9 protein-coding genes and 1 pseudogene are annotated in these 13,900 nt (G+C 71.0%); 6 read left to right on the top strand and 4 right to left on the bottom strand.

Annotated elements, in window-relative coordinates; translation table 11 throughout:
• Nucleotides 1-89 precede the first annotated feature (89 nt).
• Nucleotides 90-689, bottom strand: coding sequence for a hypothetical protein (locus tag OHA72_RS07375; RefSeq protein ID WP_327007094.1), 600 nt, complete (start codon nucleotides 687-689; stop codon nucleotides 90-92).
• Between the two features lie 261 nt (nucleotides 690-950).
• On the opposite strand from OHA72_RS07375, the gene OHA72_RS07370 reads away from it, so the two are divergent.
• Nucleotides 951-1,502 carry a hypothetical protein gene (locus OHA72_RS07370; RefSeq protein ID WP_327007093.1) on the top strand — a complete coding sequence of 184 codons (552 nt, stop codon included), beginning with the start codon at nucleotides 951-953 and terminating at the stop codon, nucleotides 1,500-1,502.
• Nucleotides 1,503-2,591: 1,089 nt separating this feature from the next.
• On the top strand, nucleotides 2,592-3,548 hold the full coding sequence (locus OHA72_RS07365) for a hypothetical protein (RefSeq protein ID WP_327007092.1): 957 nt from the start codon (nucleotides 2,592-2,594) through the stop codon (nucleotides 3,546-3,548).
• 920 nt (nucleotides 3,549-4,468) lie between these two features.
• Here OHA72_RS07365 and OHA72_RS07360 read toward each other — a convergent pair.
• On the bottom strand, nucleotides 4,469-5,941 hold the full coding sequence (locus tag OHA72_RS07360; RefSeq protein WP_327007091.1) for an NlpC/P60 family protein: 1,473 nt from the start codon (nucleotides 5,939-5,941) through the stop codon (nucleotides 4,469-4,471).
• A 344-nt stretch (nucleotides 5,942-6,285) separates the two neighbouring features.
• On the opposite strand from OHA72_RS07360, the gene mqnE reads away from it, so the two are divergent.
• The 3 genes from mqnE to OHA72_RS07345 all read left to right on the top strand — a co-directional run bounded on the left by mqnE (nucleotide 6,286) and on the right by OHA72_RS07345 (nucleotide 9,717).
• Entirely contained in the window at nucleotides 6,286-7,455 is a 1,170-nt protein-coding gene (gene mqnE / locus OHA72_RS07355; RefSeq protein WP_327007090.1) for an aminofutalosine synthase MqnE, read from the top strand.
• 145 nt (nucleotides 7,456-7,600) lie between these two features.
• Entirely contained in the window at nucleotides 7,601-7,882 is a 282-nt protein-coding gene (locus OHA72_RS07350; protein ID WP_327007089.1) for a DUF4229 domain-containing protein, read from the top strand.
• A 44-nt stretch (nucleotides 7,883-7,926) separates the two neighbouring features.
• Complete coding sequence (locus OHA72_RS07345; RefSeq protein ID WP_327007088.1) at nucleotides 7,927-9,717, top strand: M14 family metallopeptidase; 1,791 nt, start codon at nucleotides 7,927-7,929, stop codon at nucleotides 9,715-9,717.
• A 64-nt stretch (nucleotides 9,718-9,781) separates the two neighbouring features.
• Here OHA72_RS07345 and OHA72_RS07340 read toward each other — a convergent pair whose 3' ends face one another.
• The gene (locus OHA72_RS07340; protein ID WP_327007087.1) at nucleotides 9,782-10,531 is read right to left on the bottom strand and encodes a VOC family protein; all 750 of its coding nucleotides are present in this window, start codon (nucleotides 10,529-10,531) and stop codon (nucleotides 9,782-9,784) included.
• A gap of 132 nt (nucleotides 10,532-10,663) precedes the next feature.
• Nucleotides 10,664-12,016 (bottom strand): annotated as a pseudogene (locus OHA72_RS07335) (HelD family protein); the annotation flags it as partial.
• A 49-nt stretch (nucleotides 12,017-12,065) separates the two neighbouring features.
• Here OHA72_RS07335 and OHA72_RS07330 point away from each other — a divergent pair.
• Nucleotides 12,066-13,586, top strand: coding sequence for a recombinase family protein (locus tag OHA72_RS07330; RefSeq protein ID WP_327007086.1), 1,521 nt, complete (start codon nucleotides 12,066-12,068; stop codon nucleotides 13,584-13,586).
• Nucleotides 13,587-13,900 lie beyond the last annotated feature (314 nt).

The raw sequence follows: 13,900 nt of genomic DNA, 5'->3' as shown, positions 1-13,900 counted from the left end.
GAGCAGCAAGGAGCTGGGACCTTCCGATTGGAGACCCTTCAGCCTATCCGATCTCACCCACTGACCCCGCGCCGAGGTGTCGCGGTTCACTATTTCGTTGGTACGCCGCTGAACATCTCATCGATGAACGACTTTGAGAACGTGACGGCGAGATAGCCGCCCGCCACGAGCGCCACCACGATGATCGCGATGATGATCATGACTTTCAGGTTGCTGGACTTGGCCGGTTCGTCCTCGTCGTCCTCGTCCGCTTCCTGCGTACCTTGACTCAAGATGTGCCCGGTAAGCGAGCCGGAGTTCTCCAGAGGGCTGCTGCCGCCGTCGGCCGAGGCCGTCGCCACCGAGGTGACGCGTTGCCCGCCATAGACTGTGCCCGCAGAGCTGCGCTGGTTCCGTGCCCATTTCCCGTAGCTGTCCGCCGCGGGCGAAGGGCCCGCGTCGCTCACCACCTGGTTGTCCTCCTCCGCTTCGGGCGGAGGGATCGCGGGCGGCTGCTGATGCGCCGGCGGGGCCGGGTTGGCCGGCGCCCCACTCGACGGGTAGACCGTCCCGGGCGCCCTGTCGGTGGCCGGACGGTCATCCCGCTCCGGACCCGACGACGGCGGCTCCGGCGCTCCCCACGCCGGCGCGCCCCACCCCGTCTGCTGCAACGGCGGCAGGTCGGACTGGGCGCTGGGCACGGAGTACATCGGCTGCTGTCCTTCGGCAGGCGGCGGAGCCCAAGCGGGCGCGGCCGCGGGCTCCTCCTGTGGCGGGGAGCCCAGCCCGGCGCCGCGGCGGGCGCGGCGGTCTCCGGAGCCGGCGAGGTCGCCCAACTCGGCGCGAACGGTGCCGACACCGACTCACCGGCCGGCGGAGGCTGGGCCCAGCTCGGTGCCGGCGGCGCGGATGCCTGCCCGGCCGGAGCCCAGTTCGGCGGAGCGAACGGGGGTGCGCCCGAGACGGGCGGCGTGGACTCCGACGGGTTCGCCGACGGGATCGAAAACGCAGGTGGCCCGGACACTGGCGGCGTCGACTCCGACGGCGTCGCATTCGGCATGGTGTACGACGGCTGCCCCGAACCCGGCACCCCGAACGCGGGCGGCGCCGACGCCGGTGGCGCTGAAGCCGGCGGTGCGAAGGCGGGCGGCGTCGAGGCCGGCGGCGCGAAGGGCGGCGGCCCGGACGTCGGCGGTGCGAACGCGGGACCGCTGGTGGCCGGTGGCGCAAAGGCCGGACCGCTCGTGGCCGGTGGCGCGAACGCAGGACCACCCGAGGACGGCGGCGCGGACGTCGGCGGTGCGAACGCGGGACCGCCCGACGCCGGCGGCGCGGACGCGGGCGCGGAGCCCAGCGGCGCGGCGTTGGGCAGTGAGAAGGCGGGACCGCCCGACACCGGCGGCGCGGACGCGGGCGCGGAGCCCAGCGGCGCGGCATTGGGCAGTGAGAAGGCGGGCGGTGCCGAGGACGACGGCGGCCCCGACGCCGGTGCGGCAGCGGCGGGCGGCGGAGCCCAACCCTGACCGGGCGGGGTCGCCCAGCCCTGCTCACCCGGTGCGGCGGCGGGCTGCTGCTGCCCTGGAGGCTGCTGCCAGCTGGGCTGCGCGGGAGCCGGAGGCGCGGCCCAACCCTGCTGCGCGGGCGGCGTGGACGCCGGTGGCGTGGACGCCGGTGGCGCGGCCCAGCCCTGCTGCGCGGGCGGCGTGGACACCGGCTGCGCCGGCGGGGTCGCCCAGCCCGGCTGCCCAGGTGCGCCCTGCCCGGGCGGCGTGGCCCAGCCAGGCTGACCCGGCGCGGCGTACTGCCCCTGCTGCCCCGGCGTCCCGTACGTGCCAGGCGCCTGCTGCCCAGGCGTCCCGTACTGCCCCGGCGCCTGGCCGGGCGGCGTGCCGTACTGCCCGGGCTGCTGCCCGGCCGGCGTGCCGTACTGACCCGGCTGCTGCCCGGGCGGTGTGCCGTACTGGCCCGGCCCAGGCTGGCCCGGCGGCGTGCCGTACTGCCCGGGCGCCGGCTGGGCCGTGCCGTACTGGCCGGGGACCGGCTGACCCGGCGTGCCGTACTGGCCAGGCTGCTGCTGCTGCCCGGGTGCACCGTACTGGCCCGGAGGCTGCTGGCCCGGCGTGCCGTACTGCCCAGGCTGGCCCGGAACGCCGTACTGCCCCTGGGCCGGCTGGGCGGGCGTGCCGTACTGGCCCGGCGCGGGCTGCTGTCCTGGCGTGCCGTACTGCCCGGGTGGCTGCTGAGCGGGCGTGCCGTACACGCCCGGGGCGGGGTGCTGCTGCCCAGGCGGAGCCGGCCACTGCTGCTGCGGCGCGGGCGGCTGCGCCCACCCCTGCGCGGGCGGCGTCGACACAGGCTGCTGCCCGGCCGCCGGCCACTGCTGCTGCGGAGCGCCATAGGGCTGCTGCCCGACCGGCTGCTGTCCGGCTGGCGGCTGACCGACGGGCGGCTGACCGACCGGCGGCTGCCCCGGCTGCTGAGTGCCGGGCGGCTGCGCCCAGCCCTGCGCCGCCGGCTGAGCCCAGCTGGGACCGGCCGCGCCCGACCCACTCGCGGCGGCCGCGGCCTGGCCGGAGTCGCCCGTACCCCACGGATGCTGCGAGGACGGCGTCGTGTACGGCGCCGGCGCCTGGAACGGTGCAGGTGGCTGCGGCCCAGGTCCCGGGAACGGCGGCGGTGTCGGCTCAGGGTTCGGCACCGGGGGCGGCGGCGTCGGGGCGGGTGGCGCCGGTGGGTACGGCGTCGGGATCGGCTCGGGCTCCGGCGCGGGCGGGAACGGCGACGGCTCGGGCGACGGCACCGGCTCCGGGCTGGGGAACGGCGTCGGCTCCGGGGTCGGGAACGGCTCGACGGGCGCGTCCGACACCGGCTCGACGTCCGTGCCGGAAGAGGCAGCAGGAACGCTGACCGACGCGGAGGCGCTGGCCATCGACTGCGGCAGGGCCATGGAGGTGCGGTACACCGTGGGCGTCGCGGTGCTGCGGGCGGCCTGCGAGGCCTCCTCCGCGCTCACCGAGTGGACACCGGGCACGGACGCGCTCGCCCGGGCGGCGACCACGGCGGCGGCGAACGCCCCGGCGGCCGGCAGCACGACCGGCGGCGCCGGCGAGGCGGGTGCCATCAAGGGCTCGGCCGACACCTCGACGACCGGCCGGTCGATCGGCGCCAGCAAAGGCTCGGCCGGCGGGGCGACCTCGGCCGCGGGCCGGCTCTGCACCGCGAACGGATGCACCACCGAGGGCTCCGGCGACGAGACCGCCGGTGAAGCGGGCTCGACCGCGGCCGGCTCGAAGGCCGGTGCCGCCGTGGAGCTCGACGAGGCCGGCTCCACGTCCGCCGCGGGCGTCTCCGGCGCGCTCCACGGCCGCGCGAACGCGTCCCACGACGACTCCGGCAACTGCCGTGGCGCGCGGGTCCGGCTCGGCAACGGCGGCAGCGGCTCGTCAGCGGGCGGAGCCGCGGGAGAAACCGGCTCCTCGACGGACGCGGCCGGCGCGCCGAACCCCGAAACCGGGATCGGTGCGAACGGCGGCGCCGCCACGTCCGAGGACACCGGCTCCGCGGGATGAATCCCCGAGTACGGCGTCGACTCCCCAGGTGGAGGCCCATACGTCCCGGCGACGGAGTCGAAGTTGGGCAGCTGGTACACCGGCGGCTCACTGGCAAGCGCGGCGGCGATGACGTCCGCCTCGGGCTCCGCCCGGCGCCGCGGCCCGTCAGGCCCGCCGACCGGCTGCTCCGGCGCTTCGTTCACCCCGGCATTCACCCCCGAACCCCCGGCGCTCACCCCCGAAGCTCCGGCGTCCGCGCCCGAAACCCCGGCGTCCGCGCCCGAAACCCCGGCGTCCAGACCCGAAGCCCCGGCAGCGGCGCTCACGCCGGCTTCCAGCCCCGAAGGAGCCTCCGGCGCCTCCGAAACACCGGCCGAAACACCGGCCGGAGCGTCGGTCGAGTTGAACGCCGCGACCATCGCCGCGACCTCCGGGTCGTCCTCTTCCTCGTCGTCGGCGTCCGCGAACGGGTCGCCACCCGGCCAGAGGGCGCCGTCGGTGGGTGCGGGCGGGAGCTCGTACGCCGCGTCAGGAATCACCTCTTCCGGCGTGTCCGGAGGCAGCTCCGCGCCGACCGGCGGCGGTGGCGGCAGCGGTGGCAGATCGCCACCGTCGAGCGCGTCGGGCTCCGGACTGGTCGCCTGCGGCTGCGCGCCGGGCGTGAACCCGAATGGGGAGTCGGGTCGCACCCCCTCGTTGCGTGCGCCGTCCCGTGTCTCCCGCTCGTCCATTGCTGCCCTCCATGACCGTGCCCTGCCCGGGCGTCACCACGCTCCCGGCGTGCCCCCTCCGCCAGTCACGGCTCCACGGTGCCACATCGAGTCACGGAACGCTGGACCGGACTGCGTCGGGTTTTGGATCACGAACCGGACGAAGATCACCCGGGAACGAACGAACCGGCCCACGGGAGACCCGTGGGCCGGCCCGGTGCTGCTAGGTCAGTCGCCCGCCGCGGACGCCGTGGTCTGCGCGGCCGTGCTCGCGCCGGTGGACGTCGGCTCGACCGACGACTTGGCCGGTGACGCCGCGGTCGTGGCCGGCGTGCTGGGCGCCTTGGTCGTCTCCTCCGTCGGGTCCGGCTCCGGCGGCGGCGCCGAAGTGGTGGTCGCGCTCGGGGAAGGTGACGTGGACTCCGACGGTGACGTGGACTCCGACGGAGACGCGGACGTCGAGGTCGACGGCGACGCGGTGGCGGACGCCGTAGGCGACGCGGTGGCGGACGCGGTGGCCGTCGCGGTGGCCGTCGCCGTGGCAGTGGCGGTCGAGCCCGGCGCCGCGACGGCCGGGAAGATCCGGGTCGCGCCGAAGAACCGAGACCACTTGACCTGCCCGATCTTCACCGTTTCACCGGTCGTCGGCGCGTGGACCATCTTGCCGGAGCCGATGTAGATGCCCATGTGGTAGATCGAACGCCAGTCACCGGAGTCGCTGGCGAAGAACACCAGGTCGCCGGGGAGCAGCCGGTCGCCGAGGCTGACCTTGGTCGCCTGGATCGCGGGGGTGCCGTGGTACATGTCGTTGGCGACGCGCGGCACGCGGACCCCGACCTGCCCGTAGGACCAGTACGCCAGCCCTGAGCAGTCGAAGGTGTTGGGGCCTTCGTCGCCCCACACGTACCAGCTGCCGATCTTGCCGAGGGCGTAGTTCAACGCCTGGATGGCCTTCGGGTTGGCCACCATGCCGTCGATCGGCACGTTGGCCACCGCGGTGGTGCCACGGCTCTGCTCGGCTGCGTCCTCCTGCGCGGCGATCTGCAGCACGGCCTGCTCGTTGTCGGCCTTGAGCTTCACGTAGGCCGCGTTCTGCGTCTGGAACTCCGCGTCGATCGGCGCGAACGCGCTCTGCGCGCTGAGGTACGCCGACTGCGCCAGCTGATACTGCTGCTTGGCGGCCGCCTCCTCCTGCTCGGCGCGCAGCAGGTCACGGGCGTCCTGCTGGCTGCCCGGCTGCTGACCGAGGCCCGGCGCGAGCAGCCCGAACTGGTGCAGGTCGTGTGCGTACCCGTCGAGCGGCCCGAGACCCGTCGCGCGCTTGTACGCCTCGGCGGCGGCCGAGTCCGCCCGGCTGCGCAGCTCCGCGACCTGCGCGGTGGCGGCGCGCAGCTTGTCCTGGGCATCGGTGGCCGCGGCCTGTGCCGTCTCCAGGTTGATCTGCGCCTGGAGCCGTTTCTGCCCCAGTGTGCTGACGGTGACCTCGAGCGAGGCGAGCTGCGTCGCGAGCGGGCCACGCAGCGTGGCGGTGCTCCCGCCGACGGCCGGCGGCGCGGACGTGCCGCCCTGCCCGGGCATGAGCAGCGTGCCGGACGCGATCGGCCGCGAGCCCGTGTCCGGGATCGTGCCGGCCGGATCGGCGTACGCGGGACGCGGCACCAACGAGCACAGCAACGTGCAGACGACGGCCGCGACGAACATCGGCCCTCGCCTGTGCCTGCCCCGCTGCCGGGGGACCATCGCCGCGACCTGCGCGGATGCCTCTGCTTCGGCGGGCGGCTCCCAGCTGTCACCGGGATAACTCGCCGCTCTCAATACCAGTCCGTCCATGCCACCGTCCCCAGTCGGTAAGCCCCGCCAATGGTCGATCAAGTTCGATCGATCAGTCGGTCTGCCGCCCGACCGTGTTTCTGCCCACTTTTGTTTACCTCACCGAAGCAATCAGCGTCGAGAGCTGATCAATGTCAGTCTGCGCCCGGAGAGATGAATGCCGCACTAACGCGGGGCCCGGCGAGGTCCGCTCGGAGCCGACGTACGCTGGCGACGTGGATGCAGGTGTGAAGCGTGAACTCGAGGCCAAGGTCGTCGCCGGCGAGCGGCTGAGCAGGGAAGACGGCGTCGCTCTGTATGAGAGTGACGACCTCGTCTGGCTCGGTCGGCTGGCCCACCACAAGCGCACCGAGCTCAACGGCGACCGGGTGATGTTCAACGTCAACCGTCACCTGAATCTCACCAATGTCTGTTCCGCCAGCTGCGCATATTGCTCATTTCAGCGCAAGCCGGGCGAGAAGGACGCCTACACGATGCGCATCCACGAGGCGGTCGCCAAGGCCAAGGAGATGGAGGACGAGCAGCTCACCGAGCTGCATATCGTCAACGGCCTGCACCCGACCCTGCCGTGGAAGTACTACCCGAAGGTCCTGCGCGAGCTGAAGTCCGCCCTGCCCAACGTCAAGCTGAAGGCGTTCACGGCCACCGAGATCCAGTGGTTCGAGAAGATCAGCGGCCTGCCCGCGGACGAGATCTTCGACGAGCTCATCGACGCCGGCCTGGAGTCCCTCACCGGCGGCGGCGCGGAGATCTTCGACTGGGAGGTCCGCCAGCACATCGTCGACCACGCCACCCACTGGGAGGACTGGTCGCGGATCCACCGCCTCGCCCACAGCAAGGGCCTGCGCACCCCCTCGACGATGCTCTACGGCCACATCGAGGAGCCCCGCCACCGCGTCGACCACGTCATGCGACTGCGCGAGCTGCAGGACGAGACCGGCGGCTTCACCGTCTTCATCCCGCTGCGCTACCAGCACGACTTCGTCGACTCCGCCGACGGCAAGGTCCGCAACCGGCTGCAGGCCCGCACGAAGATGGCCTCACCCGCCGAGTCGCTCAAGACCTTCGCCGTGTCCCGCCTGATGTTCGACAACGTGCCGCACGTCAAGTGCTTCTGGGTCATGCACGGCCTGTCCGTCGCCCAGCTCTCCCTCAACTTCGGCGTCGACGACCTCGACGGCTCGGTCGTCGAGTACAAGATCACCCACGACGCCGACAGCTACGGCACGCCCAACACCATGCACCGCGAGGACCTGCTCCACCTCATCTGGGACGCCGGCTTCCAGCCCGTCGAGCGCAACACCCGCTACGAGGTCGTGCGCGAATACGACAAGCCCACCTCCCTCGCCGAGCGCCGCGCCGAGCCGCAGCAGGTCTGGGCGTAACCCTGCAGGCATGCTCGTGTCCGCGGCCGTGACCGGCCGCGGACACGACCTGCGGTCGTGACCATTGCACCCCTCCCGTGATCCAAAGCTCGGATGTCGGGCGGCTGTGCGTGGTAGGAGCGGGCGGAGATATCCTGGCCAGACCATGTCTGCGCTGTTGAAGTACACACTCGCCCGGTTGGGCCTCTTCGTTCTCGTGGGCGGTGCGCTGCTGGCCGTCCCGCTCGACGTCAGCACCCTGCTCAAGCTGATGATCGCCGTGGTGGTCTCCGCCGCGCTCGCCTACTTCCTGCTGAAGGGGCTCCGCGAGGAGGCCTCCGTGCAGGCGGTCGGCGCCGCCCAGCGCCGCACCGAAAAGCGTGAACGACTGCGCGCCGCGCTCAACGGGGATGATGATGGGGGTGAAAGCACCACCAAAGCGGACTAATAGCACTTAAGCCTTGGATGGTGCAGACCACCCAAGGAGGCTCGATGGGCCGCAGGCTCTCGGTATCGCTCGCGCTCGCCGGTGTAGGGCTGCTGGTGCTCGTGGGGGTCAATCCCGCCGGCGCCGCGCCCGCGGAGGAGTCGGGCCAGTACGTGGTCGAGGGCGTGCGGACCCTGGACGACCGCAACCAGGTCGCCCGCAGCGGCGCCGCCATCGATGCGATCGACCACGGCCGCGCCGAGATCACCGCGCTGCCCTCCGAGGTGCGCATGCTCCGCGACCAGGGCTTCCTCGTCACCGAGCAGCACGAGGAAGACTTCCCGGCCGCCGACAAGGCGTACCACAACTACGCGCAGATGATCGCCGAGCTCGACAAGGCGGTCGCCGCCCACCCCGCGATCATCCGCAGGACCAGCCTCGGCAAGTCCTACGAGGGCCGCGACATGCCGCTGATCAAGATCTCGGACAACGTCGCGGTGGACGAGGACGAGCCGGAGGTCCTCTACGGCGCCCACCAGCACGCCCGCGAGCACCTGACCGTCGAGATGGCGCTGTACCTGGTGAAGCTGTACACCGACGGCTACGGCAAGGACCCTCGCATCACGAAACTGGTCGACGGCCGTGAGCTGTGGATCGTGCCCGACCTGAACCCTGACGGCGGCGAGTACGACGTGGCCACCGGGTCGTACCGCAGCTGGCGCAAGAACCGCCAGCCCACCCCCGGATCGAGCAGCGTCGGCACGGACCTGAACCGCAACTGGAGCTTCCGGTTCGCCTGCTGCGGCGGCTCGTCGGCCAACCCGTCGTCCGAGACGTACCACGGCCCGTCGGCGTTCTCCGCGCCGGAGATCCAGCACCTGCGGGACTTCGTGCTCAGCCGCCGCGTCGGCGGCGTGCAGCAGATCAGGACGAGCATCGACTTCCACACGTACTCGGAGCTGATCCTCTGGCCGTTCGGCTACACGACCGCCGACACCGCGACCGGGCTGAACGCCGACCAGCAGGCGGCGTTCAAGAGCCTCGGCACCCGGATGGCGAACTCCAACGGCTACACCCCGGAGCAGTCCAGCGACCTCTACATCACCGACGGCTCGATCATCGACTGGCTGTGGGCGACGCAGGGCATCTTCGCCTTCACGTTCGAGATGTACCCGGGCGCCGACACCAGCACCAACGGCTTCTACCCGCCGGCAAGCGTGATCACGGCGCAGACCAGCCGCAACAAGGAGGCGAGCCTGCAACTCGCGGAGTTCGCCGACTGCGTGTACCGGATCATCGGCAAGCAGGCCCAGTACTGCGAGAACGGCGCGGTCTGGTCCGACGACTTCGAGAGCGCCAAGGGCTGGACGGTCACCAAGGGCACCGCCACCAGCGGACTCTGGGAGCGCGGCAACCCGGAGTCGACCACGCAGAACGGCCCGAAGCAGCTCGGCGGCGCCGTCAGCGGCGACAACGACCTGGTGACCGGCCGCAAGGCCGGCTCGGGGGCGGGCAGCTACGACGTCGACGGCGGCACCACGGGCGTGCGGTCACCGTCGATCCCGCTACCGGCCGGCGGCACGCTGACGCTGGACTGGTCCTGGTACTTCGCCCACGCCGCGAACGCCTCCGCCAGCGACCTCTTCAAGGTCAGCGTGCTGCACGACGGCGCGAAGACCGTGATCTTCACCAAGGCCGGCGCGACGAGCGACCGCGACGCGGCCTGGGCCGAGGCGAGCGCCAACCTGACGCCCTACGCCGGCAAGACCATCCAGTTGCTGATCGAGGCCACCGACGCCGCCGGCGCCAGCCTCATCGAGGCTGCCGTCGACGACGTCACGGTCACGAAGTCCTGATAGGGAACGAGTGGGAGCGCAGCGAGCATGGGCCCCACGGCACCGCTGGCGGAGCCGACGGAGCCTAAAAGCCGTATTCGTCGGAAATCTCGATGAGTGCGAAATGTGCACCGGACGGATCGGCGGCACGGGCGTACCAGCCCGCCGATGACAGCATCGGCTTGCGCGCGACCGTGCCACCCAACTCGGCCACCCGCTCACACGCCGTGACCGCGTCGTCGACCATGAAGCACACCGTCCAGTGCTCCGGCAGCCCGGCCGGGAACCGGTCGTCGATCGGCACCAGCCCGCCGACGGCGTCGTTGTGGTGGTGCAGCTCGAAGTACGGCTCGGCGTTCTCGGTCTGCACGGCGTGCCAGCCGAACACCTCGCCGTAGAAGGCGCCGGTGCGGTCCAGGTCATGGGACGCCAGCTCATACCAGCAGATCGCGCCCGGCTCGAACGACACCTGCGCGCCGCCGAACCTGCTGCGCAGCCACATGCCGAAGACCGCACCGCCCGCGTCGGTGACGACCGACATCGTGCCCAGGTCCCGCACGCTGGTCGGGGGCACCTTCACGGTCCCGCCGGCCTGCCGGACCGCCTCCGCGGTGCCGGCCGGGTCGTCGGTCGCGATCGAGATCAGCCACGCGGCCGGCCCGCCGCGGGAGGCGGTGCGCAGGCCGGCCACGGCACGCCCGTTGAGCGTGAAGTGCCCGTCATCGTTGAACTGCCAGCCGAAGAGACCGCCGTAGAACGCGCGCGCGGCAACTGGGTCGGGACTGGCGACCTCGGCCCAGCACGGCGTACCCGGCGCGTAACCCCTTACTCGCATTCCGCGTCCCTCCGGTTGTCACACAGGTTCCAGCTCCGGCGGCTTCGCACACGGTTCCGTGGGGGTTCCCACCCCACGTGGTCGCTGCGCTCCCACTCAAGCTGTTTCGAGATAGTGACATCCGGACAGAGATCACGACACCCTATCCAACGGAGCAGGAAGCGGACGTTCGTGCAGGACGTCCAGCCGCGACACGGCCCGCGTCAGAACCACGAACAACCGGTTGAGTCCGCGGGGCTCTGCATCGACAATGTCGGCCGGCTCCACGACGATGACATGGTCGTATTCGAGACCCTTGGCGAGGCTCGCCGGCAGCACCGTGACCCGCTCGTGTTCGATCCCGGCGGCGACGATCAGCGGCACCGTCGCGTCAGCCGCGATCACGCCGATCGAGCCTTCGAACTGCAGCGCCCGGTGTACCGCATCCGCCAACGACGTGGCACCGATGGTGAGCGCCCCGTCGGTCCGCAGTGACCGCGCCTCGGGCACGTCGACGCCCAGCGCCGGCAGCAGCCGGTTGGCCAGCGCGACAACCACGGCCGGCACCCGGAACCCGGTCGTCAGCGGCACCACCCGCGCGGCCGGCTTGCCGAGGTGCTCCAGCAGTGTGCGCCACTCCCTGGCCGCCCACGGCGCCGTGCCCTGCGCGAGGTCGCCGAGCAGCGTGATCGAGCCGTGCTCGGAGCGCCGTGCGATCACCCGCGCCTGCATCGGCGACAGGTCCTGCGCCTCGTCCAGCACCACGTGACCGAACGACGGCACCCGGTCGATCAGCCCGGCGGCCTCGTCGACCAGTACCGCATCCGCCGCCGTCCACCGCGCGGACTTCGCGGTCTTCGGCGGCTTCGCCCACCCGATCGCCGCCTGCTCGTGCGGCTCGAGCAACTCGTCGGCCGGGTCGCTGAGCACCTCGAACACCAGCTGCTCCGGGGTGACCGCCGGCCACGCGTGATCCAGGACCTCCAGCACCGGCTGCGAACGGCCCATCCGCCGCTGCCACCCCTCGCTCGGCGAGTCACCGCGCCGCGCCTCCGACTGCCGCATCAGCAGCGACACGATCCGCGCCCGGACCCGCTCCCGCCCGATCCCGTACGGCGGCGCCTCCCGCCGCACGTCGTCGACGACCCGCCGCAGCGCCTCCGTCGACACCCGCCACCGGTAGGACCCGTCGGACACCTGCAACGGCGCCTCCGGCCTCTTCACTTTGCCGTTGAGCCGCTTCGCGAGCACCGTGGCCATCCGCGGGTCGTGCTTCACCGCGGCCGCGGCGTCCGTGTCGACGGCCTTCACCGGTGTACTGAGCAGCGCGTCGATCGTCGACTGCTGCACCTCGATCTCACCGAGCGCCGGGAGCACGCTGGCGATGTAGCTCAAGAACGCGCTGTTCGGCCCGACGATCAGCACCCCCGACCGGCGCAGCCGCTCCCGGTGCAGATACAGCAGGTACGCCGCCCGGTGCAGCCCGACAGCGGTCTTCCCGGACCCTTGATTTCGCCACACTAACGGAGCAATCATCGTTGATGTGTTGAAACCTATGAATGCCCTGGGGCTCGTGCGACTGTCTGACCTGCGGGAAGTGGACCTCAACGAAGCTGGTCTGGGCCGCGGACTTGTCGACCAGGAACAGCGTGTCCGCGACCATGGCACCCAACTCGGATGGAATGTCACTCGCGTGATCGTGGAGAACGACGTCGCCTCGGCAGACGGCAAAGTGCGCGGCGTGTCGGCGTTCAAGCGGCGGAAGGTGAAGTTGCCGGACGGTCGTAGCGAGTGGCGGACCTTCCGGCCGGCGTTCCGGGAGAGTCTCGCGCTGCTGGCGTCCGGCGCCCACGACGGGCTGTTGGCGCTCGACCTCGACCGGGTGGTGCGAGATCCTCGGGACCTTGAGGATCTGATCGACCTTGCCGAGCAGTTCAAGATCCCGGTCGAGTCGGTGACTGGGTCACTGCGGCTCGCCACTGATGCCGACATCACCATGGCGCGGGTCATGGTGGCGATGGCGAACAAGTCCTCTCGTGACACCGCTCGCCGGGTCGCGGCGGCTCGTGAGCGCCAGGCGATGACCGGCCGGTACGGCGGTGGGCGGCGGCCTTACGGCTTTGAGGAAGATGGTCGAACCATCCGACCTTCCGAGGCAGCGATCATTGCCGAGTCCAGTCAGCGGTTGGTGCAAGGGGCATCGCTGCGGTCTATCGCACTCGACCTTCGCCGGCGGAAGTCGGTCACCGTCGCTGGTGCTCCGTGGCGGGCCGAAGGGCTGCGTGAGGTGCTGCTGCGGGCACGCAACGCCGGGCGGATCGTGTACCGAGGCGAAGAGATCGGCGACGCGCCCTGGGCGCCGATCGTGCCGCTGGAATTGTTCCGGGCGGTACAGCGGATCTTGACCGAGCCTGGGCGGGTCATCAACCCTGGCGCGGCGCCGAAGTGGCTCGGGAGTCGGCTCTACCTCTGCGGGATCTGCACGCGGGAGGATCTGAGTGTCCGGACCACCTGCCATGTGCGGGTCGGTGCGCGAGTGCCCGCCTATCGGTGCGGCGAGTACGCACACCTCGTGCGGTCGGTGAAGCATACGGACGAATACGTGGTCGGAGCAGTCCTTGCGCGTCTGGCCCGTGAGGATGCGGCGGATCTTGTGGCGCCGGCCAATCCTGAAGTCGACGTTGCGGCGCTGCGGGCCGAGGCGAAGGCCATCCGCGAGAACCTGAACGAGCTGGCCGCTGACAAGGCGCTCGGGCTGATCGATCGGGGGCAACTGCTGGCTGCGACGACGAAGGGCAAGGAGCGGCAGGCGGAGATCGAGAGTCAGTTGCAGGCGGCAGTCGTGGATTCGCCGTTGAGTCCGCTGATCGGAGCGGACGATGTTAAGGCAGTGTGGGACGGCCTGCCGCTCAGCCACCAGCGGCTAGTGGTCAAGGAGTTGATGACCGTTCGGATTCTTCCGTCCGGACGGAAGGGGCGCGGCTTCGATCCCTCGACGGTGGAGATTACTTGGAGACAAACACACCACCATCAGGGTACTTCGAACGTCTACCGGAGTGAGGGGATACCAAGCTGACGAATGCATGTTGAACGGTATGTACCAGTTCATCCACCTTGTCAAGGGTGCGGTAAGGAGCTATCATAGAACAAACGTTCGAATATGTATCACCACCCCTACGTTGGGTTTCCTGTTGGAGTTCCGACCGTTAAGTTGCAGGGGTGCCGAGCTCGACGCCTCATGTTGCAGACGTGTACATGTCGAACAATCGGGTACTGCACCCAGCAGACCCACGCCCGAACCGTCCAGTTGGAGTTGTTCGAGAAGGTGTGGCGGGAAAGGTTGTTGTACTAGGGCGCACAACCAGCACTCAGCAGAAGGGCGTCTTTACC

The sequence above is a fragment of the Dactylosporangium sp. NBC_01737 genome, assembly GCF_035963215.1.
GTDB lineage: Bacteria > Actinomycetota > Actinomycetes > Mycobacteriales > Micromonosporaceae > Dactylosporangium.
Note: the sequence above shows the minus strand (reverse complement) of the source record. Positions and strands in the feature narration are given on the sequence as shown.